Origin of the sequence: Streptomyces inhibens (genome assembly GCF_022221585.1) — a bacterium.
GTDB classification, from domain to species: Bacteria; Actinomycetota; Actinomycetes; order Streptomycetales; family Streptomycetaceae; genus Streptomyces; species Streptomyces inhibens.
Genome location: NZ_CP084681.1, coordinates 1,767,622 through 1,790,997, shown reverse-complemented (window position 1 = coordinate 1,790,997; position 23,376 = coordinate 1,767,622). Strand labels below are relative to the sequence as shown.

Here is a 23,376-nt window from a genome sequence, read left to right as displayed (position 1 = left end):
AGGGAACGCCGCGACGTGTCCTCTCCTGCCGCCCTCACCCTCACGCGCACCTCCGTTGCCATCGTCGGCGCCGGTCCGGCCGGGCTGACCGTGGCGAATCTGCTGCGCGCCGCCGGCGTCGACTGTGTGCTGCTGGAGGCGGAGAGCCGGGAGTTCATCGAGCGGCGGCCGCGCGCCGGGTTCATGGAGGAGTGGGCGGTGCGGGCGCTGGCCCGGCACGGGCTGGCCGATCGGCTGCTCGAACGGGCCGACACCCAGGCGGAGTTCGAGTTCCGGTTCGACGGGGAGCGGCACACCGTACGGACGGCGATGCTGTCGGGGCGCCGGCACTTCGTCTATCCGCAGCCGCTGTTGGTCACCGACCTCGTCGCGTCGTACGCGGACAGGGCGGCCGGCGATGTGCGCTTCGGTGTACGTGAGGTGCGGCTGCACGACCTGGCCGGCGAGCGGCCCGCGGTGTCGTACACCGATCCGGTGACCGGCGCCCGGCACCGTATCGAGTGCGACTTCGTCGCGGGCTGCGACGGTGCGCGCGGGGTTTCCCGGGCGGCGATACCCGCCGACCGGGCGGTGCTCACGCGCTATGACCACGGCGTCGCCTGGCTTGCCCTGCTCGCCGAGGCGCCGCCGTCCGCGGACGGGGTGGTCTTCGGTATCCACGAGCGCGGGTTCGGCGCCCATATGGCCCGTAGCCCGCAGGTCACCCGCTACTACCTTGAGGTGGCACCCGGCGAGGACGCCGAGAACTGGTCGCATGCGCGGGTGTGGGACGAGCTGCGCATCCGGCTCGCCGCCGCCGGCGCTCCGCCGCTGACCGAAGGACCGCTGCTCGAGAAGGTGGTCCTGGGCATGCACAACTATGTCGTGGAGCCGATGGCGTACGGCCGTCTCTACCTTGCGGGCGACTCGGCGCACCTGGTCGCGCCGATCGCCGCGAAGGGCATGAACCTCGCGATCAACGACGCACTGCTGCTCGCCGACGGGCTGATCGCGCACTACAAGGGCGACGACAGCGGCCTGGCCGGCTATTCGGAGGCATGTCTGAGGCGTGTCTGGCAGTACCTGGAGTTCTCGCAGTGGCTGTCCGAGGTGATGCACGGCGCCTCCTCCGGCGACCGGTTCCGGGCGGGCACGGCCTCCGCGCGGCTGCGGCGGCTGCTGGGGTCCGAGTCCGCGGCGAAGGCGTTCGCCGGGCTGTACATCGGCGAGGAGGCCGATCTGTAACGCCGTTACGGGCGGGGCGAGCGGCACGTCCGTAGGGCGATTCATCGAGCCGGGGTGGGGTGAGACCCCGGAAGGCTGGGTACGCGGCCTCGTGATCGCCGGGCGGGATACCGCGATGAAGTGGTAGAAATTCGGCGAAAAGCATTGATGCGAAACCGAAGAAGGGAGACGCCATGTCCTCGAAGCGCCGTCGCAAGAAGAAGTCCCGTCGTAAGAGCGGGGCCAACCACGGCAAGCGGCCACAGTGCTGAGCTGAGCGCTGCGATCCGCCCCCGCTCAAGGGGGAACCGTGGGCTCCCCGCGTCCGCCTCAACCCACCCGCGGACGCGGGGAACCCCGCAGCGCCCGGCCTACACCTACGCCTACTACGCTTACGCCTTCGTCAGAGCCTCGGCTATGCGCAGGGTGGCCTGCAGCTGGGTCTTGTCGCGGTGGGTCGGGTTGAACGAGAAGACCGCCCGGCGCTGTTGGTCGCGGGTGGCGACCATGGCCGACGCATAACCGTACCGCTCGCCAGTCTTGCCCCAGAAGGTGATGCCGTTCACCGTGACGGTCTGCAGACCGGCGGCATAGCGCGCCGGGGTGCCGTCCACCATCCGTACGTCGTCCGGCGGCAGTGTGAACATCGGCTCCAGCTCACGAGGCGGCAGAAGCTCGCCGGAGAACAGGGCGGTGATGAAGCGGTCCAGGTCACCGGTGTGGGAGATCATTTCGCCCTCGCCCCAGGCGTCCGACTGCTCGAACTCGGTGATGTCCAGCAGGGACCCGTCCGTCATCTTCATATAGCCGTGCACATGGGGCCCGTGAATCCGTGGGTCGTTGCCGGGCACGGATGTGTGCCGCAGACCCAGCGGGCGCAGGATACGGCTGCCGATCTCCGCTCCGTAGTGGCACCCGGTCAGCCGCTCGATCAGCAGCGCCAGCAGGACGTAATTGATGCCCCGGTACTCCTGCGCGGTGCCGGGGGTGAACTTCACCGAGCCGTGCGAGACCAGCGCCACCAACTGCCGGGGCGTCCACCGGTCGTAGCGGTGACGGGCAATGGCTTCCGGGGTGGACAGGTCCGGCTCACCCTGCTCGGCGGGGAGCCCGCTGGTGTGGTTCAGCAGCTGCAACACCGTGATCGGGGGGAAGCCCTCGGGCAACACACCGGGCAGATGACGCTGGATCGGCGTCTCCAGCGTGAGCCGGCGCTCGGCGGCGAGCTGCAGCACCACCGTTGCCACGAAGACCTTGGTGATGCTGCCGATACGGAAGGTGTCACGCTCATGGACCTCGCGGCCGGTGAAGCGGTCGGCGACGCCCGCGGTGCCGTACCACCGTCCGGCCGAGCCGCTCACCCGCAGCTGGGCCGCGGTCAGCTGCGGGTGCTCCAGGTCGGAGACGGCGGCCCGGAGCGCGGGCACGTTCAGCGGAGGGACCGGCGTCGGAGGAGCCGGCGCAGGCGGGGGCACCGGGCCGCCCGACGACCGGGCCACGGACGGACGACCGGCGGCATGCGCGGAACCCGTCGTCGCGAGGACCACCGCACCGGACAGCGCGGCACCCACAACTGCCCTGCGGGACAAGGAAGAAGAACTCATGTGCCACAGCATCCCGAGTCCCGGCCGCCCTGCCTTCAGGGGTCACCCTGACGCACCCCTGAGCCACCCCGGAGACGTCCCCCACCCCTGCCGAACTCGTCGGGCGGCGTTCCGGGCACGCCCCGAGTAGAGGGCGGCGTCGCGGCGGTCTAGCGTGGAAAGAGGTTCTCCTCATGGAGAGGCTGTTGTCATGTCACTCGACCGGGAGGAGTCCGCCACCGGCGGCCGGCTGTCGCAGCTGCTCGACAGTCCCGTCTTCGGTATGGCGCCATGGATCGCGATGTCGGTAATCGTCGGTCCGGGGCGCTATGAATGGGCGGTCGGAATATCCCTTGCCATCGCCGTGGTGATTGTCATCGCCGGTCACCTACGCCACCGTGGAACGTCCTTCAAAATCCTCGAGATTTCCGATGTGGTCTTCTTCGCGGTGATGGTGATCATCGGCATCTTCGCCTCCCCGGGCGCACACCGCTGGCTGGAGACGTACGCGGGGGAGATCTCGAACATCGCACTGCTGGTGATCGCTCTGGGGTCCATGGCCATCAGACAGCCGTTCACCCTGCAGTACGCCCGTGAGCAGGTGCCCCGCGAGATCTGGAACGAGCCCGCATTCCTCCGGACCAATTACCGCATCACCGGTGTATGGGGCGCCGCGTTCGGTGTCGCGGCAATCGCGGGCGCCTACGGCGATCTCGTGCTCCACAATGCCAACAACCTCTGGACGGGCTGGATCATCCAGATCGCGGCCATCATCGTCGCGCTCGAATTCACCAGCTGGTATCCCGAGGTCGTACGGGCCCGTGTGCGGCGCGAACGCGATCTTTCCGGCCCGCCGGAGCCCCCGGTCAGCGCCATGCTCATTCCGCTGGCGGGCTATCTGACCCCCGTGGGCATCGCGGTCCTCGCCTTCGACGCCGGGCCGGCCTGGCTCGGGGTGGGGCTGATCGTCGTCGGGCTGCTGCTTGTGAAATCGCTGAGCCGCGCCACGTCCGCGGAGGCGGACGTGGGAGGGTGAGCGCCGACGGGACCGCAGTGAGGCCATGGTGAGGCCGCAGCGAGGCCGCAACGGCATGATTGCCCCGGCTTGACGGCACATGGTGTCAGATGACCTAGAATCGGCGGATGATCTTCATTGTCGTCAAGTTCCCCGTCAAGCCCGAGCACGCCGAAGAGTGGCCCCGGCACGTCGAAGCCTTCACCAACGCCACCCGCGCCGAGCCCGGCAATCTGTGGTTCGAGTGGTCCCGCGGCATCGAGGACCCGAACACCTATGTACTGGTCGAGGCGTTCAAGGACGACGCCGCCGAAGCGCATGTCAATTCCGACCACTTCCGCGCCGGGATCGAGCAGATGCGCCCGCTGCTGAGCCGCACCCCCGACATCGTGAGCACCACCATCGAGGGTGCGGACGGCTGGAGCGCGATGGGCGAAATCACCATCGCCTGAGACCCGACCTGAGACCCGACCCACCCTGGAGCCAGGGGCGTTGAGCGATCGGTCAGGCTAGGCCCCCCTCCCCGCTACGCCCGCCCCTCCCCGCTACGCCCGCCCCTCCCCGCTACGCCCGCCCCTCCCCGCTACGCCCGCCCCTCCCCGCTACGCCTGCCCCACCAAGTGGCCGAGGAACCAGTCCCGGGCGAGATGGGCGACCTGGTCGAGGGCACCGTGTTCCTCGAAGAGGTGGGTGGCACCGGGGACGATTTCCAGGCGGGTTTCGCAGCGGAGGGCCGCTTCGGCCTCGCGGTTGAGGTCGAGGACCAGCGGGTCGGCGCCGCCCACGATCAGGAGCGTCGGAGCCCGTACACCGGCGAGCAGTGGGCCGGCGAGGTCGGGGCGGCCACCGCGGGAGACCACGGCCCCGATGTCCGCGTCGGGCGCGGCGGCGGACCGCAGCGCCGCCGCGGCTCCGGTGCTCGCGCCGAAGTAGCCGATCGGGAGGGCGGCGCGGTCGCGCAGCCAGCCGGTGGCGTCCGTCAGCCGCTCGGCCAGGGTTTCGATGTCGAAGACGTTCGCCCGGTTGGCCTCCTCCGCCGGTGTGAGCAGGTCGAAGAGCAGAGTGCCCAGGCCCGCCCGGTTGAGGGCCTCGGCGACCAGGCGGTTGCGGGGGCTGTGGCGGCTGCTGCCCGAGCCATGGGCGAACATCACGACCGCCGTGGCGCCCGCCGGCAGATTGAGGTCCCCGGTCAGCCGGACCCCGGCGGCGTCGATCGCCACCTCGGCCTCCACGTCCCGCTCGGTGTCCGCTTCGCCCGCGATGTCGGCGGACGGCGCGGGGTGACGCGTCTCGGCACCGGCCGAGGCCTGTGCCAGCAGGGAGACGACTTCGTCGTCCGGGGTCTGGGAGAAGTCCCGGTACCACTCGCCGACCGCGGAAAAGGCGAACGGCGTCGAGAGACAGACGAGTTCATCGACTTTGCCGCGCAGACGCTCCGCCGCGTCGGGAGGCGCCACCGGAACGGCGAGCACCACGCGGGCCGCGCCCTGCGCCCGTACCACCTCGCACGCGGCCGCCGCCGTGGAGCCGGTGGCGATCCCGTCGTCCACCACGATCGCCGTCCGGCCTTCGAGGGTCAGCCGCGGCCGTCCGGCACGGAACCGCTGCGCCTGCCGTGAGAGCTCCGCCGCCTCGGCATGTTCCACGGACGCCAGGTCCGCATCATCGAGCCGGCCGCGGCGGACGATGTCGTCGCTGATCACCCGTACGCCGCCTTCGCCGATGGCGCCGAACCCCAGCTCGCGCTGGTAGGGGACCCCGAGCTTGCGGACGACGATCACATCGAGGGGCGCTTTGAGCGCCTGCGCCACTTGGAAGGCCACCGGGACCCCGCCGCGAGGCAGTCCCAGGACGATGGGTTCGTCCCCCTCCAGATGCCGTAGTGCTTCGGCAAGGCGGTGCCCCGCATCAACGCGGTCGGTGAACAGCACAGTGTGCACCCCCTACTCAGGGGAGACGGAAGCCACGTCCACACCTCACTTCGAAGTAACCCCATATGCCGATACTTCGCAAGTCGGGCGGCTGACCCTTCTCGGCCGTACGCCCTGACCCTGGCTGACCAGGGCCGACCGTGGTTACCGTCGGCGTATGGATGGAATCGGAGCGGTTCTGATCGATATCGACGGCGTGCTCACGGTGTCCTGGAAGGCGCTGCCCGGCGCCGTGGAGGCCATGGAACGGCTCCGGGCCGCGGGACTGCCGCTGGCGCTGGTCACCAACACCACCTCGCGGACCCGCGCCGCGATCGCCGAGCGGCTGGCCGGGGAGGGCTTTCCCGTAGGCGTCGACGACATCCTTACCGCCCCTGCCGTCACCGCCGCCTACCTGCGAGAACACCATCCGGACGCGCGCTGTCTGCTGATCAACAGCGGTGATGTACGGGACGATCTGGAGGGGGTGACGCTCATCGGCGAGGGGGGCGGTGAAGAGGGCTCGAAGGCGCCCGAGGTGGTGATTTTCGGCGGTGCGGGCGAGGAATTCAGCTACCCGGCGCTCAATACGGCCTTTCGGCACCTTCAGCACGGCGCCCGGCTGGTCGCCATGCACCGGAATCTGTACTGGCGCACGGCGGACGGGCTCGACCTGGACACGGGCGCCTTTCTGGCGGGGCTGGAACGGGCCGCCCGGGTCGAGGCGGAAGTCACCGGCAAACCGGCAAAGGCGTTCTTCGCCACCGCCCTGGCGCGCCTGGGCGCCTCCGCCGGGCGCACGCTGATGGTGGGCGATGACATCGAGTCCGATGTGCTGGCGGCCCAGCGCTGCGGGATCACCGGCGTGCTCGTCAAGACCGGCAAATACCTGCCGGAGACGCATCGGGCGGCCGGTGGCACACCGGACCATGTGCTCGATTCCTTTGCCGAACTGCCCGGTCTGCTCCGTCAGTTGGACCAGTCCGACCGGTCCGACTAGGGCCTGTGTGATGTTGTGATCAACCAGTTGGCTTCAGGAGGTCGTTGATCCAGATCATCGAGGCGCGGAGGTGGAGGCCGGCGAGGTAGCTCTCGGGCGTCTTGTCGTATCGAGTCGCGATGCCCCGCCAGGCCTTCAGCTTGTTGATCAGGCGCTCGACGGTATTCCGTTCCTTGTAGAGATCGGCGTTGTGGCGTGTGGGCCGGCCGCCCCGGCTGCCTTTCTTCTTCCGGTTGGCGGCTTGGTCCTTCTTCTCCGGGATGACTGCCTTGATGTTGCGTTTCCGCAGGTAGGAGCGGTTGGCGCGGGATGAGTAGGCTTTGTCCGCGGCGACAGCGGCAGGCCGGGTCCGGGGACGGCCGACAGGCAGACGGACCCTCACCTTTTGCAGCACGGGGACGAACTGGGGGCTGTCGGCGGCCTGTCCTGCGGTCAGGACGAGTGACAACGGACGGCACTTGCGGTCTGCGGCAAGATGAATCTTGCTCGTCAGCCCACCACGGGATCTGCCGAGCTGGGCTTCCTTCAAGCGGAGCTTGCGCCGTCGCCTGATGCGCCGCCGCTCTTCCTGCTCGGGGTCGTCATTGCCGTCCTGCCCGTTCTGTTCTGGCCGGCGGCCCCCTTTTGCCGGGCCCGCTCCTGCTCGGCGGCGGCTTCCTCAAGGGCGTCCATGACCTCCTTGCCGATGCGCATCCCGGCGGCGTCGTGGTGGGCGCGGGCGGCAGTGGAGTCCACGCTGACCAGGGACAAGTCCGTCTTCCCCTGGCGGGCGGCCTCGGCGATCACGCCTTCCAGCAGTGCGGTGAAGACACCGGCGTCCCTCCACACCCGAAAGCGGCCGTAGACCGTCGACCACGGGCCGAACTCATGCGGCATCTCCCGCCACTGACTGCTGGTGCGGAACCGCCAGATCACCCCCTCGAACTGCTCCCGCAGCCGCCCGGGGTACGGGCCGTACTCGCCTATCGGCAGGAACGGCTCGATCAACTTCCACTGCTCGTCGGTGAGTTGGCTACGCGTCACGACCGCCTTCCTACCGGATCCGCCTTCCGGGCGGATCCGGATCGCAAGATTGATCACGACATCACACAGGCCCTAGGCCGTGTCTCTCCGATCGCGACCGGAGCCGGACAAGGATCACGTGCGGCCGAAGCGTCCGGGCAGCTTGCGCCACCCGTTCGAGGGGGCACGGCCAAGCCGGCATATGGCCCGCGCGCTCCGGCCGCCCACGGTGCCGGAACCATTCCGGCGCAAGAATCGACATCCCCGCGGCGTCCACCCGCTCGCCCTCCCACTGCAGCGCATCCCGCAGGACGCCCTCAAGGACGAAGCCCACCTTCTCGTAGACACGGCGGGCCCGCGGGTTGAAGGCGTACACCTCCAGTGAGATGCGATGCAGAGCCAGCTTCTCGAAGCCGTAACCGATGATCAGCCGGGTCGCCTCGGTCCCCAGGCCGCGCCCTTGGGCTCCGGGCACGAAGGAGACGCGGAATCCGCAGCCCTCGTTGTCCGCGTCCCACTCGTTGAGCACCGCCTCCCCGACTACGTTCCCGGTCGCTTTCTCCACCACCGCGAGGTCCAGGCGGTCGTCTGGTCGGCACGCGTGCTGTACCACGCCCGTAGCTGTCCCTCATCGGGCTCGCCATCGTCGTGGCTGCCGGTCAGCCGCGTCACCTCCGCGTCCCGGAACATGGGCATCAGCGCGGGCACGTCGTTCACCGTGACCGGCCGTAGGAGGACCCGCTCGCCGCTCAGCGTGGGCTTGAAGCGGAATCCAGGGGCCGGAATCCCTTGCTCGTGATCAGACATTTCTGGAGCGTGTCCCGCGTCCGGACCCGCTGTCCTCCGGATATTCGCCCTGCGGACGGCTCCCGCATGGCTGAACTGCGGGTTCACGATGCGCCGGGAGCGGTGAGCAGTGCCGCGATGTCGGTCGCCGTCCAGTGCCCCTGGGCTCCCGGGCAGCCCGCCAGATACTCGGCGGCCCTGAGCGGGCTCCAGCCGTGGGAGGCGACGATCCCGGCCGCGATGTGCCGCAGGTAGGGCGCGGAGGGCGGGTTCGGGGCGATGTCCTTGCTGCTCCACGGGGCCGTGAAGGTCAGTACCGGACAGCCGTCCAGGAGTCCGGCGCAGACCAGGGTTTCGTAGCGGCCGGGGCCGATCCGGGATCGGCCGCGGGTGAGGGCCTCGGTCAGATCGAGATCCTCGCCCGGCTCCCGGTACATCTCCTGGGCGGCGATGTCGGAGAACTGCTGTGGCGTCAGCAGATAGGCGCGGGCGGGGAGTTCGGGCCCATGGTCGGCAGGAGCGGAGCCGGGGTCGGGCTCGGAGCCGGCGCCGGGGTCGTAGAAGGCTCTGCCGCCGGTCCACACCTGTGACTCGGTGGCGAAGTACAGCAGACCGGGCAGCATGATCGGTGACGTGCGGGCGGGGTGGCGCGGGTCCCGGCAGCCGGGGTAGGTACGCAGCCCGCCAGGGGGCCGGCCGCCGGCGAGGTAGTACGTCAGCCGGTCGAGATGCATGTTGGAGCCGTATGCGGCGTACCAGAGGTGACGGACGGGGCGGAGGTTACGGACGGTTTCGGGGGAGCCGCACCGGGCTTCGAAGCGTCGGGGCCTGATCACATGCTCACGCTACGCGGACACCTCCGCGACGGCCGTGCCCGGCGGCTCCGCGAGGCCCTTGATGAGACGTGACAGCCCGGTTTCGCCGGTCATCGCTCCTCATGATGCCCCGGCCGCGGGGCAGGCTGGCCGCATGGACATCAGCCCGCAGAACGCAGAATCGGAATCCGTGCTGGTCGCCGTGGTCACCGGTGCCGCACAGGGCATCGGCCGGAAAGTGGCCGAGGTGCTGGCCGCCGAGGGCTATGCGCTGGTGCTGGCCGACATCAAGGAGCCGGGGGAGACGCTGGCGGCCGTACGGGACGCCGGGGCGGAGGCGACCGCGGTCGTCGGGGACATCACGTCCGAGGCGTATGTGACCGCGCTCGCCGACGGTGTGCGCGAGCGCTACGGCTGTGCCGACGTACTGGTCAACAACGCGGGGATCTCGCAGCTCACACCGGCCGAGGACACCACGGCCGCACAGTGGCGCCGGGTCCTGGAGACCAATCTGACCGGGCCGTTCCTGCTCTCCCGGGCCCTGGGTCGGCTGATGCTCGACGCCGGCGGCGGCGCGATCGTCAATATCGCCTCGATCGCCGGGCTGCACGGGATCGCCGACCGGGCCGCCTACAACGCGAGCAAGCACGGCCTGATCGGGCTCACCCGCACCCTCGCCGCGGAGTGGGGCGGCCGTGGGGTGCGGGTCAATGCGGTGTGTCCGGGCTGGGTGAAGACCGAGATGGACGCCGCGGACCAGTCGTCCGGCGGATATACGGATGACGACATCGTCGAACGGGTGCCGATGGCGCGGTTCGCCGCCCCCGAGGACATCGCCCGGGCCACCGCCTTCCTCGCCGACCCCGGCCGCAGCGGCTTCATCAACGGTGTCGCGCTGCCCGTCGACGGCGGCTGGACGGCCGACGCGAGCTGGACGTCGCTGCGGCTGCGCAAACGCTGACCGCGGCACCGGGCCGGCCGGGTTTTGCCGCGAGTGGTCTGGAGATGCGCACTGCACGGGGCGGACCGGTCCACGGAACAGCCGGCGTTCGGCCATCGGCCGGAATGCCGGGGGACGGAGGCAGTGTGGCGGACGAGAGGGTACGGCGGGGCGACGAGGGGGCGCGGCGGAGCGGCGAGGCGTCAGGGCGGAGTGAGGAGGTGTCAGGGCGGGGCGAGGCCAGGACAGGTGCGTCCCGGGCGAGCCGACGCGGGGTGCTCGCCGCCACGGCGGCGGCGGGGCTCGGACTGCTCGCCGCCTGCGCCGAATCGTCCTCGCGTGCCGATTCGCCTCCCCATAAGTCACCGCCCGGCGGCGGCGCGCGGCAGTCCCCGTCCGGTCCGGCGGGCACGTCGGACCCGCCCGGATCACCGAGCCGCTCCGCCCCGGCCACCGCGCGCCCCTCGGACCATCCGGCGAAGCGGCGACGGCCCGAACTTCCGCGTGGTGGGCGGGAGTTGTTCCCGCGGTATCGGCTGGTGGGGTTCTGCGGTCTGCCCGGCGCCGCGGCGCTCGGCCGGCTCGGGACCGGTGATCCCGGGGAGCGGGCCGGCGAGATAGCGAAGGTGGCGCGTTCGTACGCCGGTGGGCGCGAACCGCTGCCCGTGCTCGAACTGCTGGCGGTGGTCGCCAATGCCGCGGCCGGCCCGGACGGTACCTACCGCTCGCGGACGCCCGCCGCCACCGTCCGCCGCTTCCACCGACTGGCGCGCAGGCGGCGGGCGCTGCTGCTGTTGAACATCCAGCCGGGGCGCGCGTCGGTGCTCGACGAGGTCAAGGCGCTGCGCGAGTGGCTGGTCCATCCGGATGTGGGTGTCGCGCTCGACCCGGAGTGGGAGATGGGCGCCGGCGAGGTGCCCGGCGATTCCTACGGACACACCGATGGCCATGAGCTGACCGAGGTCGCCCGCTATCTGTCGGAGCTGGTCGAGGTGCACGACCTGCCGCAGAAGCCGCTGGTCTTCCACCAGGTGGCCACGTCCGTGGTGCGCGAACAGTCCGCGCTGCGGCCGCAGCCCGGCGTGGCGCTGATCAAGAGCGCCGACGGTATCGGCTCACCGGGTCTGAAGCGCGGTACCTGGCGTCGGCTGGTCAGCGATCTGCCCGACGGGCTGCACACCGGCTTCAAGCTGTTCTACGAGGAGGATGCGCAGGGCAGCCGCCTGATGACGCCGAAGGAGGTGCTGGCCCTGCGGCCGCAACCGGAGTATGTGATGTACGAGTGAGCGGGTCGCGACGATCACCTCTCGGCCGCGACGATCACCTCTCGGCCCCGAGGATCACCTCTCGGCCCTGACGATCAGGCGCTGGGTCGCCGACCGCGCCACCGACAGCGCCCGGTCGCGGTCGGTGCCGCGCTGGCCGAGCACCACCCGGGTGCTCAACCCGTCGAGCAGCGCGAGGAGTTCCGAGGCACGTGCCGGTACGTCCATGGGGACGAACCGGGACCGTGCCACGCCCTTGGCGAGCAGCGCCTCCAGGTCGTCCTGCCAGCCCTGGTCCATCTCCTCCTGGGCGCGCCGCAGCGACTCGTTGGAGGGCGTACGCGCCCAGAGCTCGATCCACAGCATCCAGCGGGCGTCACGGGGGCCGCGCGGCAGATAGAGCTCCAGAAACAGGTCGAGTTTGCGCTCCGCGGTCAGCCGTCGGGCCAGCAGCGCGTGCCGCTCCTGGGTGAGTGCGGCCTCGCTCCAGCGCAGCGCCTCCAGCAGCAGCAGGTCCTTGCTGCCGAAGTAGTACAGGATGTGCCCGCCGCTGGTACCCAGCCGCTCGGCGAGTGCGGACATGGTGAGCGTGGCCAGACCGTTCTCGGCGATCGCGGCCATGGCCTCCTCAAGCATCCGTTCCTGGGCGATGTGCCCGTCGCGCCGCCGTGCCGCCCCTGCCACCCGTATCGCCTCTGCTCTTCCGTGCGGACCCTGCGCCCCGGTCGTGCGTCCCGGTCCCGCCTGGTCCCTGCCTCGTCCCGCCCGGTCCCTGCCTCCCGACCCTATCCGTGAATTTCCGCAGAGGTCTTGACGGGCGGGGAAGCGGTCCCACATCTTGAATGCCGTCCTAAAAGTTAGAACGGCATTCAAGATATCGGCATTCAGAGATGGGTGCGGAAGGCCTGGCAGCCGGCCGAGACGGTGAGTGTCGAGACCGCGGTGTACGCGTACACGATGGGCTCCGCGTAGGCCAACTTCCTTGAGAAGGAACGGGGTTCACTGGCCGTCGGCAAGCTTGCCGACTTCGTGGTGCTGTCCCGGGACATTCTGCGGGTGGCTGCCGAAGACATCCCGGGCACGGTCGCCGAGACGGTCGTCGTCGGCGGTGAGATCGTGCACGAGAGCCGACAGCCTTGATCCGCCGTCAGTACGGATGCTTCTCCTCGCGGTTGGTCCACGCCTCGTACGCATGGGCGCCCAGCTCGGGGTAGATCTGTTCGACCTTGATCCTCCGCTGGTCGAGCGGCTTCTTGAAGTCCTCGTACTGGAATGTGTCGTCGAAGCCGATCCTCGCGGTGTCGTCCAGGTCGCAGCTGTAGTACACCGCATCCATCCGCGACCAGTAGATGGCGCTCATGCACATCGGGCAGGGGGCACCGCTGATGTAGATCGAGCAGCCCTGCAGCATACGGGCGCGTTCCGGGAGGGGGTCCGGTGACCCCTCGGGGCGGGGGACGTATTCCAGAGTGCTTTCGTTCTCATGCGCCACGGCGATTGATGGAGCCTCAGGGTTGAGGACCTGTACGGCCTTCCGGATCGTCTCCACCTCGGCGTGGGCGGTGGGGTCGCCGGTCAGCAGAACGCGGTTCTGCCCGCGGGCGATGATGTCCCCGTTGTGCGTGATCACCGCGCCGAACGGGCCGCCCCAGCCGTTCTCCACGGATTCCGTGGCGAGCCGTACGGCCTCTGTGAGGAGTTCTTTCTGTCCCATTACGGAGTCTCCGATCGGCATCGATTCCTTGGCGGAACGGTTAGATAAAGTCCCGATTTGCCCTGAAAATCGCTTATGTACTAGGCTACTCCAGGTGAGTGCCCGTGCAAGCCGTGGTTCCGCGGCTGACAACGCCACCGTTGTGACCTCGCAGAAGGTGCGCGAAGGCCGGACCGACGAGTATCAGCGTTGGCAGGACAAGACGAACCAGGCTGCCCGCGAATTCGAAGGTTTTGTGGGCGCCGAGGTGTATCCGCCCGGTGCCGGTGAAGCCAATGAATGGGTGGCCGTTTTCCGCTTTTCCGGAATGGACCACCTGACCGCTTGGCTGGATTCTGGCCGGCGACAGGAATTGCTCGAAGAAGCGCGCGGACTCTTCGTCGCACCTCCGACGCAGGAGGTGCTCCATGGCGGCAGTCCGGCCCAGGTGGCTCCGGAGGTGGTCACGGCCGTCATCTCCCACGTGGTGAAGCCCGGATACGAACAGCAATTTCTGAACTGGCAGGAGAAGGCGCTCAAAGCACAGGAGAAGGCGCCGGGATTCATGGGCTCCGAGCTGTTCAAGCCGGTGAAGGGCGTTCAGGAGCACTGGGTCGTCGTCTTCCGGTTCGACTCCCGCGAGCACCTCGACGAGTGGCTCGAATCCGATGTGCGCGAGACGCTTTTGGAGGAGGGGCGCAGGTACTTCACCTCCTACGACGTGCGCAAGGTCGCCTCGGCGTTCAGCGGTTGGTTCCAGTTCGACCACGGCAACGGTGAGGGCGCTCCGCCCAACTGGAAACAGGCCATGACCGTGCTCCTGGCCCTCTATCCGACCGTGATGGTCATCAACCTGACCGTGGGACTTGAGCTGAACCACCTCAAGATCCACGAATACCTCGGCCTGTTCATCGGAAACATCCTCAGCGTCAGCGCGCTGACCTGGCTGCTGATGCCTCTGGTGAACAGGGGGCTCGCCTTCTGGCTGGTGCCCGGCCGGGCCATCGGCCGCCGGGTGCAGGTGATGGGCGCCGCGGTGGTGGTGCTCGGCTATCTGGTGTCCCTCGCCGTCTTCGCCCTGATCACCCGCTGACGATCCGCCGCGTGGCGAGGAGGCCACCATGCGCCAACGGACACCGGCACCCACGCCCGACATCGACGGAAGCCTGATCCGCCGGGGCGACCCCGGCTACGAGAACGCCCGCACCGACGCGGTGTGGAACGAGGTCATGCCGCGGCGGTTCCCCGCCCTCATCATGCGGGCCGCATCCGAGGAGGACGTGGCGCACGCCGTCAGATACGCCCGTACGCAGGGACTACATATCTCGATACGCTCCGGCGGGCACAACTGGTCCGGCTCGCCGCTCCGCGACGACGGTCTGCTGCTCGATCTCTCCCGGCTCCGCCGGTGCGCCGTCACCCCCGCCACCGCAGCCGCCCCGGCGACGGCCACGGTGGGGCCGGGCGCCACCGGCCGGCACCTGGTCGCCGCCCTCACCCCGCACGAACTGGCCTTCCCCGTTGGCCACTGCCCCTCCGTGGCGGTCGGCGGATTCCTGCTCAGCGGCGGTCTCGGCTGGAACTCCCGCGCATGGGGCGCCTCGTGCGCGGACGTGCAGGAGATCCGGGCCGTCACCGCCGACGGGCGGACGGTCACCTGTAGCGAGACGGAGCACGCCGATCTCTTCTGGGCCGCGCGCGGCGCCGGGCCGGGATTCTGCGCCGCCGTCACCCGCTTCCGCCTGACCCTGCACCCCCACCCCGCGTCGATCATGGCGACCAGCCTTTCCTTCCCGCTGGCCGAGGCCGCCCGGGTGACCGGCTGGGCGGCCCCGCTCGCGCGCCAACTCCCGCCGTACGTCGAAACGGCCTTCGTCCTCGTGCCCTCCGCGAAACCGGCGGACACGGCTGCGCCGGGCCCCCGGATCACCGTCGCCGCCACCGCGTTCGCCACCACGCAGCGGGAAGCCCTCGCGGCGCTCGAACCGTTCGCCGACTGCCCCTTCGGCGAACTCGCCGTCGCAAGACAGCTGCCCGGGCCGACATCGTTCGCCGCCCTGCACGAGGGCGCGGTCGCGGTCTGGCCACCGGCGCACCGGTACGCGACGGACACCCTGTGGTCGCCGGAGAGCTACGGAACCCAGCTGACGCGGATGGCCGACGCGATGGCCCGTGCACCCTCCGGCAAGTCCCTTGTGCTCGCACCCGTGCAGCCGGTTTCCCAGGTCCCCGCGCTGCTGCGGAACATGGCCTTCGCCCCGCTCGGCGAGTCCTATCTCGTCTGCTACGCGGTCTGGCAGGACCCGGCCGAGGACGAGGCCAACACACGCTGGCTGCGGGAGGCGATGGCCGCCGTGGACCCGCAGCGCAAGGGCTGCCACTACATCGCCGAAACGGACCTGGAGGCCGACCCCGCACGGGCCCGGCGCTCGTACGCCCCCGCCACCTGGGACCGGCTACAGGAGATCAAGGCCCAGTGGGACCCGGAAAACCTCTTCCACTCCTACCTCGCCCCGTGACCCAGGGCCCGGGCACCCGCGGCGTCCCCGGCCGGGCAAGCGGGGACGACGTCGCGGAGGCACCATGGCCGTATGCTGCTGGCCGATCTCGCACAGGTGTCGAGGGATGTCGCCGCGACATCGGCGCGTTCACAGAAGATCGCGCTGCTGGCCGGGCTGTTCCGGGCCGCCGCACCGGAGGACGCCCCCGTGGTCATCCCGTATCTGGCCGGACGACTGCCGCAGGGGCGGATCGGGATCGGCTGGAGCGTGCTGCGCGAGCCGGTCGCGGCGGCCGACCACGCCACGCTGACCGTGCGCGAGGTGGACGCGGCGCTGACCGGACTGGCCCGGGTCGCGGGCGCCGGGGCACAGGGTGAGCGGCGCCGCCTGGTACGCGAGCTGCTGGCCGCGGCGACCGAGGACGAGCAGCGGTTCCTGATCGGCCTGCTCACCGGCGAGGTACGGCAGGGCGCGCTGGACGCCCTCGCGGTCGAAGGGCTCGCCGCGGCGACACAGGTGCCCCCGGCAGACGTACGACGGGCCGTGATGCTGGCGGGATCGCTGCGGGACGTCGCCCGCGCGCTGCTCGCCGAAGGGTCGCAGGCACTCGCGGAATTCCGGCTCACCGTCGGCCGGCCGGTCGGGCCGATGCTTGCGCAGAGCGCCAAGTCCGTGGCCGAGGCGGTCGAGCGGCTCGGCGCCTGTGCCGTGGAGGAGAAGCTCGACGGCATCCGCGTACAGGTGCACCGGGACGGGCCGGACGTCCGCATCCACACCCGCACCCTGGACGAGGTCACCGACCGGCTGCCCGAGGTCACCGCCGTCGCCCGCGCGCTGCCGGCCACACGCTTCATCCTGGACGGCGAGGTGATCGCGCTGGACGGTGCGGGCCGTCCGGTGCCGTTCCAGCGGGTCGCCGGCCGCTTCGGCTCGCGGGTGGACGTCTCCGCCGCACACGCCGCGCTGCCACTGTCCCCGGTCTTCTTCGACGTCCTGTCGGTCGACGGCCGCGATCTGCTGGAACTGCCCGGCGAGCAGCGGCACATGGAACTGTCCCGGCTGGTCCCCGAGCCCTTGCGGGTGCGCCGCTGCGTGGTCCGGGACCCGGCCGACGCCGCCGCCCGCGCGGCCGCCGAGGACTTCTTCGCCGCGACCCTGCGCAGGGGCCACGAGGGCGTCGTGGTCAAGGCGCTGGACGCCCCGTACAGCGCGGGCCGCCGGGGCGCCGCATGGCTGAAGGTGAAGCCCGTGCACACCCTCGACCTGGTGGTGCTGGCGGCCGAGTGGGGGCACGGCCGGCGCACCGGCAAGCTGTCCAACCTCCACCTCGGCGCGCGCGGGCCGGACGGCGGCTTCGTCATGCTGGGCAAGACCTTCAAGGGACTCACCGACGCCACCCTCGGTTGGCAGACCGAACGGCTGCGGGAGCTCGCGGTGCGGGACGACGGCCATGTCGTGACGGTGCGTCCGGAACTCGTCGTCGAGATCGCCTACGACGGACTGCAGACGTCCTCGCGCTACCCGGCGGGCGTGACCCTGCGCTTCGCGCGCGTGGTGCGCTACCGGGAGGACAAGACCGCGGCGGAGGCGGACACGGTGGAGACCGTGCTCGCCGCGCACACCGGTGGGGAAGAGTAGGGCCATGACGGGAAAACGAAGCGCCGGGCTGCTCCTGTACCGACGCGGCGAGAGGGGTGCCGAGGTGCTGCTGGGCCACATGGGCGGGCCGTTGTGGGCCCGGCGGGACGCGGGAGCCTGGTCGGTGCCCAAGGGGGAGTACGCACCACCGGAGGAAGCACAGGACGCGGCCCGGCGGGAGTTCGAGGAGGAGCTGGGGATGCCGCCCCCGGACGGGCCGTACGTACCTCTGGGGGAGACCCGTCAGGCGAACGGCAAGGTGGTGACCGTCTGGGCCGTCGAGAGCGATCTCGACCCGGAGCGGATCGAGCCCGGCACCTTCGAGATGGAGTGGCCGCGCGGGTCCGGGACGATCCGCAGCTTCCCCGAGATCGACAAGGTGGCGTGGTTCACCCCGGAACAGGCCCGGGAGCGCATGGTGCGAGGCCAGCAGGCGTTCCTGGAGCGGCTGGCCGGACATCTCGAAGGCTGAGAGTGCCGCCCGGCGCCCCGCGCACCCGGCCGCACCACCCGCGCATGGCCGGGGCCCCGAACCCGCCCTGGACACCGCCGGTCCCCGCCGGGCAGTCTGACCGCGGGGCCGTACGACAGGCCCCGCAACGGGGCCCTGCCGACAGGGTCATGAGCATGCCGCGGGGGCCGCATGTTGCACATCCACTTCGACGAACGGGATGTCGCGCGCGTACAGATCGCCGCCGAGCCCGATCCGCTCTGGGAAACGGTGCTCGCGATGCACCAGCTGGCGCCGGCGGGCCGCGGCGTAGCGGTCTACGCCGCCTGGCGCGACCGCGCCCGCCGCGAGCTGGACGAGCGGGGCCTGACCCGCGCCGCCCGGCTGATCAGCGCGCTGGCCCCGGCCGACGCCCGCTACTTCCCGGACTTCCTCACCCCCGACGCGGCCCGCGACGGCCTGGCGGCGGGGCTGGCCGCGTTACGGGACACGCCCCGGGCGCGGCTGACCGAGGAATCCGCCCGCGCCGCACTGCCGGACCGGCTGCCGCGCTGGGCCGGCGCACTCGCCACCGGAAGCCGGCAGCCGCTCGACGAACTGGCCGACGCGTTCAAGGAGGTGCACCGCGCGGTGATCGCCCCCGACTGGACGGAGGTGTCCGCCACGGTCGACTGCGACCGCAGCGCCCGCGCCCGCACGCTCTGCCACGACGGCGTCGACGCGCTGCTCAACACCTTCCGCCCCACGCTCCGCTGGGAGCCACCGGTGCTGCACGTCGACTATCCCTACGAGCGCGATCTGCGCCTGCACGGACGCGGACTGCGCCTGATCCCCTCCCACTTCTGCCGGCGCAGACCCATCGCCCTCGCCGACCCCGGACTGCCGCCGGTCCTGGTCTACCCCGTCGCACACTCCACCGCCTGGGCCCCGGCCACCTCCCGCGGCCGCCACCCACAGGCGCTGTCCACCCTGCTGGGCCGCACCAGGGCCCGGATCCTCGCCGCCCTCGACGACCCGGCGACCACCGGTGAACTGGCCCGCCGCTTACGGGTCTCCGCCCCCTCGGCCAGCGAGCATGTCAGCGCACTGCGCGAGGCCAACCTGGCCCGCAGCCACCGCGACGGCGGTTGCGTCATCCATGCCCTCACCCCGCTCGGCACCGCGCTTCTGCACGGTGAACTCGCGCCGGTACGCCTGGGGAGCGGCCGGCCGCCGGCCGCTCCCGCGCCACACCTCCGGGCTACGGCAGCACCTGGATCTTCCGTCCTTCCCCCGCCTGGAAGCGGCTCAGCGCCCCGGCGTAGTCGTCCAGCGGGAGCCGGTCGCTGATGAAGATCTCCGGGTCGAGGACGCCGGCCGCGAAGAGTTCCGCGGCGCGTTCATAGCTGTGCAGGACGGCCATGGAGCCGGTGATGGTGATCTCCTGGTTGTAGATGCGGTAGGGCTCGATGGTGGCGCGGGCGGCGTAGTCGGCGACGCCGAACTGGAGGAAGGTGCCGCCCTTGCCGACCCGGCCCAGGGCGTCCTGGATGGCGCGTTCGTTGCCGGTGGCGTCGATGACCACGTCCCAGCCGCGCGGGCGGTCCAGCTCGTCGGCCGACCCGGCCGCGTTGCTGCAGCCCAGGGTGCGGGCGGTGGCCAGTCGCTCGGGGTTGATGTCGACGACGTCGACGCCTGCCGCACCGGTGCGCTTGGCCAGTTCGAGCATCATCAGGCCCATCGTGCCCGAGCCGTAGATGAGGACCTGGGTGCCCAGTTGCTGGGAGCGCAGGATGTCGTAGCCGCGTACCGCGCAGGAGAGCGGTTCGATCAGGGCGGCGTCCTCGGTACGGATGTGGTCGGGGAGCTTGACGCAGTTCGCGACGGGCGCGACGGCGAACTCGGCGGCGCCGCCGGAGGTGGTCACCCCGATCGCGGCCCAGCGTTCGCAGAGGTTGTTGCGGCCGGTGCGGCAGTAGTGGCACTCGAAGCAGTAGAGGGAGGGGTCGACGGCCACCCGGTCGCCCTCGGTGAGTTCGGTGACGGCGCTGCCGGTGGCGACGACCGTACCGGCGAACTCATGGCCCGGGACGACGGGGAGGGTGGGCGCGAACTCGCCCTGGAGGATGTGCAGATCGGTGCCGCACAGCCCGCAGGCCGCGACGGAGACCACGACCTCGCGGGGCCCGGGCGTCGGGTCCACCACGGTGGTGACCTCGACCTTGCCGGGGGCGCTGATCACTGCGGCTTTCATTTCACGGCTCCAAGCGACAGGCCCTGGACGAGTTTGTCCTGGGCGGCGAACCCGGCGATGAGCACCGGGAGGGAGATCACGGTGGCGGCGGCGCACACCTTGGCCAGGAACAGGCCCTGGCTGGTGACGAAGCCGGTCAGGAACACCGGCGACGTACCGGCCACGATGCCCGTCAGGACCCGGGCGAACAGCAGCTCGTTCCAGCTGAAGATGAAGGAGATCAGCGCGGTGGCCGCGATTCCCGGCATGGCCACGGGGGCGACGATCCTGAGCAGGGTGGTGTGCAGCCCCGCGCCGTCGATCGACGCGGCCTCCAGCATCTCTACCGGGACCTCCGAGAGGAACGAGCGCATCATCCACACCGCGATCGGCAGGTTCATCGAGGTGTAGAGGATGACCAGCAGCCAGATGCTGTCCAGCATCCCGGTGTTCTGCGCGACGAGATAGACCGGCAGCAGACCGGCCACCAGCGGCAGCATCTTCGTGGAGAGGAAGAAGAACATCACATCGCTCCACTTGCGCACCGGCTTGATCGACAGCGCGTACGCCGCCGGTACGGCCAGCAGTAGGACGACAAGTGTGGAGACGACGGAGGCGGTCAGCGAGTTGATCAGCGGCGGCCAGGGGCTGACGCCGGTGCCCGCGCCGAAGAACTCCTGGTAGCCGTGCAGGCTGAGCCCGGCTCCGACGCTCGGCGGATTTGTCGCCGCGTCCGTCTCGCTGTGGAAGGACGTCAGCACCATCCAGGCGACGGGCAGGAAGAAGGCGATCCCGCACAGCCAGGCCACCAGGCCCAGCAGGCTGCCGGTGCGCCGCCGGCGCCGTGCGTCGGGGGAGACGGGGCCGCGGGAGCGGCGCGGGGACAGGGGTGCGCTGTTCATCGGGTGACCTCCTCGCGCAGCAGGGACGAGACGGCGCGCAGCGCGAAGGTGGCCACGACCAGCGAACACAGCACCACGACGACGCCCTGTGCGGACGCCCGTCCGTAGTCATGGGCCTGGTAGAAGGTCTGGTAGATGGTGTACGGAAGGTTCGCGGTGCCGAGTCCGCCCGAGGTGATGGTGAACACCGCGTCGAAGTTCTGGACGACGTAGATGGTCCCGAGCAGGGCGGCCAGTTCCAGGTAGCGGCGCAGATGCGGCAGGGTGAGATAGCGGAAGATGTCGAAGGCGGAGGCGCCGTCCATCCGGGCCGCCTCGATGGCGTCCGTCGCCCGGCTCTGCAGCCCGGCCAGCAGGATCAGCATCATGAACGGTGTCCACTGCCAGATCAGCGACACCTCCACCGCGGCCAGCGGTGAATCGGTCATCCAGTCCGGCTGCGGGGGATCGTCGCTGCCGAACAGCCCCCATATCCACGTCAGCGCGCCGTTGAGCAGCCCGTACGAGGCGTTGTAGAGGGCGTGCTTCCAGAGCAGGGCGGAGGCGACGGGCACCACCAGGAACGGGGTGATGAGCAGGGTGCGGACGATGCCGCGGCCGCGGAAGCTGCGGTCCAGCAGCAGCGCGAGGCCCAGCCCCAGCAGCAGGCTGACCAGCACCACGGTCACCGTCAGCAGCACCGTCGTACCCACCGAGGATCGCATCGCCGGGTCGGTGAAGACGGCCGTGTAGTTGTCGAAGGCGGCGAAGCCGCGGTTGTCGGGGGCCAGCGCGTTCCAGCGGGTGAAGGAGATCACCACCGTTGCCACGAACGGGAGTTGGGTGACGATGATGAGGAAGACCAGCGCGGGCAGCAGGGGAGCGCGCCGGGCCCAGTCCTTCGCCCGCTGTGCGCGCCGGGCGCGGGCCGCTTGACGGCCGGGAGCCGCGGCGACGGCCTCGACGGGCCGGGTCGCCTCAGCGGTTGGCGTATGCATCGGACACCTCCTGCGCCAGCCGCTGGCTCTTCTTGAGGGCCTCGGGCACGCTCTGCTTGCCGGCGATCGCCGAGCTCACCTCGTTGGAGACCTTGGTTCCCAGGTCGGCGAACTCGGGGATACCGACGAACTGGATGCCGGGGGCCGGGCGTTCCTGAACGCCGGGGTTGTTGGGCCGGGCCGAGCTGATCGCCTGCTTGGTCGCCTTGGCGAAGGCCCCCGAATTCTTCAGATACTGAGGGTTCCGGTAGAGGGATGCCCGCTTGCCTCCAGGCACCTTCGACCAGCCCAGAGTGCGGCCCACCAGCTGCTCGTACTCCTGGCTGGAGGCCCAGCGGATGAACTTCCAGGCCGCGTCCTGGTGCGTACTGGCCTTCTGCAGGCCCCACGCCCAGGTGTAGAGCCAGCCCGAGCCCGCCGTCCGCTCGACCGGCGCCGGCGCGTAGCCGACCTTCCCGGCGACCTTTGAATCGGAGCTCTCCAGCGAGCCGGCGCCGGCGGTCGCGTCGTACCACATGGCGACCTTGCCCTGCTGCATATCGTTGAGGCACTCGGTGTACCCGGCCTGTGGCGCGCCCGCCTCGCCGTGCTTGCGGACCAGATCGACGTAGAACTGAGTGGCCTTGGTGAACTCCGGGCTGTCCAGCTTGGCCTGCCAGTCCTTGGTGAACCAGGTGCCGCCGAAGGTGTTGACAACGGTGGACAGCGGGGCCACCAACTGGCCCCAACCGACCTGGCCACGCAGGCAGATGCCCTTCATGCCCTTGCGGAATCCGTCCAGCTTCCCTGCGATGTCGGCGACTTGGTGCCACGTAGGACGTGTGGGCATGGTCAGCCCCGCCTCCTTGAGGAGGTCCTTGCGGTACATCAGGAACGACGATTCGCCGTAGAAGGGCTCCGCGTAGACCTTGCCGTCGGCGGCGGTGAGCGAGGAGCGGACCGGGGCGAGAATGTCGCTCTGGTCGAACTCCGGGTCCTTCTCGGCCCGATCGCCGAGCGGGGAGAGCCAGCCGTTGCGCGCATAGATCGGCGTCTCGTAATTGCTCAGGCTCGCCACGTCGTACTGCCCGGCCTGACTGGAGAAGTCCTGGCTCATCTTGTCGCGCAGATCGTCCTCCGGCAGCACGGTGTAATTCACCTTGATGCCGGTCTCCTTGGTGAAGTGCTCGGCGGTGAGCCGCTGCAGATCCACCATCTGCGGGTTGTTCACCATCAGCACATTGATGGTCTGCGGACCGCCGCTGTCCGCGCTGTTGGCGCCGCTGTAGCAGCCGGTGGCGGCCAGCGACAGGGTCAGGGTGATCGATGTCAGCGCTATGGCGCGGCCGGTACGGCCTTGCCCGAGGGATCGTGATCTCACGGCTCTTGCCTTTCAGGGGACGTCTGAGGGAGGTGGGGATATCGGGGGTACGGGGATATTGCCGCGGTGTTCCGGGCAGGCTCGGGGGACCGTCCGAGGGCCGGGGGTGTGGCCTTCGGCGGT

General features: G+C 70.2%; 22 protein-coding genes and 2 pseudogenes. 13 read left to right on the top strand and 11 right to left on the bottom strand.

The genetic code is table 11. The features are described from left to right. The first annotated feature begins 15 nt into the window (after nucleotides 1–15). Both KI385_RS08330 and KI385_RS44565 read left to right on the top strand, forming a co-directional pair. Nucleotides 16–1,224, top strand: a complete 1,209-nt coding sequence (locus KI385_RS08330; RefSeq protein WP_238571570.1) for a 4-hydroxybenzoate 3-monooxygenase — start codon at nucleotides 16–18, stop codon at nucleotides 1,222–1,224. Between the two features lie 173 nt (nucleotides 1,225–1,397). Then, nucleotides 1,398–1,475, top strand: coding sequence for a 50S ribosomal protein bL37 (locus tag KI385_RS44565; protein ID WP_381394572.1), 78 nt, complete (start codon nucleotides 1,398–1,400; stop codon nucleotides 1,473–1,475). A gap of 120 nt (nucleotides 1,476–1,595) precedes the next feature. Here the strand turns inward: KI385_RS44565 and KI385_RS08325 are convergent, their stop codons facing one another. Then, on the bottom strand, nucleotides 1,596–2,630 hold the full coding sequence (locus tag KI385_RS08325) for a serine hydrolase domain-containing protein (RefSeq protein WP_342593443.1): 1,035 nt from the start codon (nucleotides 2,628–2,630) through the stop codon (nucleotides 1,596–1,598). 367 nt (nucleotides 2,631–2,997) lie between these two features. Here KI385_RS08325 and KI385_RS08320 point away from each other — a divergent pair, with 367 nt between their 5' ends. Both KI385_RS08320 and KI385_RS08315 read left to right on the top strand, forming a co-directional pair. After that, nucleotides 2,998–3,822, top strand: a complete 825-nt coding sequence (locus KI385_RS08320) for a hypothetical protein (RefSeq protein ID WP_238571569.1) — start codon at nucleotides 2,998–3,000, stop codon at nucleotides 3,820–3,822. Between the two features lie 107 nt (nucleotides 3,823–3,929). Beyond that, entirely contained in the window at nucleotides 3,930–4,253 is a 324-nt protein-coding gene (locus KI385_RS08315; protein ID WP_238571568.1) for a putative quinol monooxygenase, read from the top strand. Between the two features lie 150 nt (nucleotides 4,254–4,403). On the opposite strand, the gene KI385_RS08310 is transcribed toward KI385_RS08315, so the two are convergent. Next, on the bottom strand, nucleotides 4,404–5,732 hold the full coding sequence (locus KI385_RS08310) for a phosphoribosyltransferase family protein (RefSeq protein ID WP_238577613.1): 1,329 nt from the start codon (nucleotides 5,730–5,732) through the stop codon (nucleotides 4,404–4,406). A 157-nt stretch (nucleotides 5,733–5,889) separates the two neighbouring features. On the opposite strand from KI385_RS08310, the gene KI385_RS08305 reads away from it, so the two are divergent. Further along, a complete protein-coding gene (locus tag KI385_RS08305; RefSeq protein ID WP_238571567.1) occupies nucleotides 5,890–6,711 on the top strand; it encodes a TIGR01458 family HAD-type hydrolase in 822 nt (273 codons plus the stop codon). 19 nt (nucleotides 6,712–6,730) lie between these two features. Here KI385_RS08305 and KI385_RS08300 read toward each other — a convergent pair. The 3 genes and pseudogenes from KI385_RS08300 to KI385_RS08290 form a co-directional block, all read right to left on the bottom strand. Next, nucleotides 6,731–7,734 (bottom strand): annotated as a pseudogene (locus KI385_RS08300) (IS5 family transposase). Between the two features lie 181 nt (nucleotides 7,735–7,915). Then, nucleotides 7,916–8,409, bottom strand: a pseudogene (locus tag KI385_RS08295) (GNAT family N-acetyltransferase); the annotation flags it as partial. A gap of 194 nt (nucleotides 8,410–8,603) precedes the next feature. Beyond that, complete coding sequence (locus KI385_RS08290) at nucleotides 8,604–9,335, bottom strand: histone deacetylase (protein ID WP_238571566.1); 732 nt, start codon at nucleotides 9,333–9,335, stop codon at nucleotides 8,604–8,606. Between the two features lie 133 nt (nucleotides 9,336–9,468). Here KI385_RS08290 and KI385_RS08285 point away from each other — a divergent pair, with 133 nt between their 5' ends. Both KI385_RS08285 and KI385_RS08280 read left to right on the top strand, forming a co-directional pair. Next, nucleotides 9,469–10,275: an SDR family NAD(P)-dependent oxidoreductase gene (locus KI385_RS08285; protein WP_238571565.1), complete on the top strand. Its 807-nt coding sequence runs from the start codon at nucleotides 9,469–9,471 to the stop codon at nucleotides 10,273–10,275. A 125-nt stretch (nucleotides 10,276–10,400) separates the two neighbouring features. After that, nucleotides 10,401–11,540 carry a hypothetical protein gene (locus KI385_RS08280; RefSeq protein ID WP_238571564.1) on the top strand — a complete coding sequence of 380 codons (1,140 nt, stop codon included), beginning with the start codon at nucleotides 10,401–10,403 and terminating at the stop codon, nucleotides 11,538–11,540. A 54-nt stretch (nucleotides 11,541–11,594) separates the two neighbouring features. Here the strand turns inward: KI385_RS08280 and KI385_RS08275 are convergent, their stop codons facing one another. Next, complete coding sequence (locus KI385_RS08275; RefSeq protein ID WP_238571563.1) at nucleotides 11,595–12,203, bottom strand: TetR/AcrR family transcriptional regulator; 609 nt, start codon at nucleotides 12,201–12,203, stop codon at nucleotides 11,595–11,597. Nucleotides 12,204–12,548: 345 nt separating this feature from the next. Between KI385_RS08275 and KI385_RS44180 the strand changes: the two genes are divergently transcribed. Continuing rightward, entirely contained in the window at nucleotides 12,549–12,659 is a 111-nt protein-coding gene (locus tag KI385_RS44180) for a hypothetical protein (RefSeq protein WP_342593442.1), read from the top strand. Nucleotides 12,660–12,666: 7 nt separating this feature from the next. Here the strand turns inward: KI385_RS44180 and KI385_RS08265 are convergent, their stop codons facing one another. Beyond that, entirely contained in the window at nucleotides 12,667–13,233 is a 567-nt protein-coding gene (locus KI385_RS08265; RefSeq protein WP_238571562.1) for a nucleoside deaminase, read from the bottom strand. 94 nt (nucleotides 13,234–13,327) lie between these two features. Here KI385_RS08265 and KI385_RS08260 point away from each other — a divergent pair, with 94 nt between their 5' ends. From KI385_RS08260 to KI385_RS08240, 5 genes are all read left to right on the top strand, one after another. Further along, nucleotides 13,328–14,305, top strand: coding sequence for an antibiotic biosynthesis monooxygenase (locus KI385_RS08260; RefSeq protein ID WP_238571561.1), 978 nt, complete (start codon nucleotides 13,328–13,330; stop codon nucleotides 14,303–14,305). Between the two features lie 28 nt (nucleotides 14,306–14,333). Beyond that, nucleotides 14,334–15,731 (top strand): FAD-binding oxidoreductase, encoded by a 1,398-nt coding sequence (locus KI385_RS08255; RefSeq protein ID WP_238571560.1) that lies wholly within the window; start codon nucleotides 14,334–14,336, stop codon nucleotides 15,729–15,731. A gap of 72 nt (nucleotides 15,732–15,803) precedes the next feature. Continuing rightward, the gene (locus tag KI385_RS08250; protein ID WP_238571559.1) at nucleotides 15,804–17,351 is read left to right on the top strand and encodes an ATP-dependent DNA ligase; all 1,548 of its coding nucleotides are present in this window, start codon (nucleotides 15,804–15,806) and stop codon (nucleotides 17,349–17,351) included. A 4-nt stretch (nucleotides 17,352–17,355) separates the two neighbouring features. Next, the gene (locus tag KI385_RS08245) at nucleotides 17,356–17,823 is read left to right on the top strand and encodes an NUDIX hydrolase (RefSeq protein ID WP_238571558.1); all 468 of its coding nucleotides are present in this window, start codon (nucleotides 17,356–17,358) and stop codon (nucleotides 17,821–17,823) included. Between the two features lie 171 nt (nucleotides 17,824–17,994). Next, nucleotides 17,995–19,131 (top strand): DUF5937 family protein, encoded by a 1,137-nt coding sequence (locus KI385_RS08240; protein WP_238571557.1) that lies wholly within the window; start codon nucleotides 17,995–17,997, stop codon nucleotides 19,129–19,131. Here KI385_RS08240 and KI385_RS08235 read toward each other — a convergent pair. The 4 genes from KI385_RS08235 to KI385_RS08220 are packed head-to-tail and all read right to left on the bottom strand — an operon-like array spanning nucleotide 19,043 to nucleotide 23,253. After that, on the bottom strand, nucleotides 19,043–20,035 hold the full coding sequence (locus KI385_RS08235; protein WP_238571556.1) for a zinc-dependent alcohol dehydrogenase family protein: 993 nt from the start codon (nucleotides 20,033–20,035) through the stop codon (nucleotides 19,043–19,045). The two genes, KI385_RS08240 and KI385_RS08235, sit on opposite strands and share 89 nt — an antisense overlap. Then, nucleotides 20,032–20,916 (bottom strand): carbohydrate ABC transporter permease, encoded by an 885-nt coding sequence (locus KI385_RS08230; RefSeq protein ID WP_238571555.1) that lies wholly within the window; start codon nucleotides 20,914–20,916, stop codon nucleotides 20,032–20,034. The genes KI385_RS08235 and KI385_RS08230 overlap by 4 nt, the downstream gene beginning before the upstream one ends. Then, a complete protein-coding gene (locus tag KI385_RS08225) occupies nucleotides 20,913–21,893 on the bottom strand; it encodes a carbohydrate ABC transporter permease (RefSeq protein ID WP_238571554.1) in 981 nt (326 codons plus the stop codon). The genes KI385_RS08230 and KI385_RS08225 overlap by 4 nt, the downstream gene beginning before the upstream one ends. Continuing rightward, the gene (locus tag KI385_RS08220; protein ID WP_425356887.1) at nucleotides 21,874–23,253 is read right to left on the bottom strand and encodes an ABC transporter substrate-binding protein; all 1,380 of its coding nucleotides are present in this window, start codon (nucleotides 23,251–23,253) and stop codon (nucleotides 21,874–21,876) included. The genes KI385_RS08225 and KI385_RS08220 overlap by 20 nt, the downstream gene beginning before the upstream one ends. Between the last annotated feature and the right edge of the window lie 123 nt (nucleotides 23,254–23,376).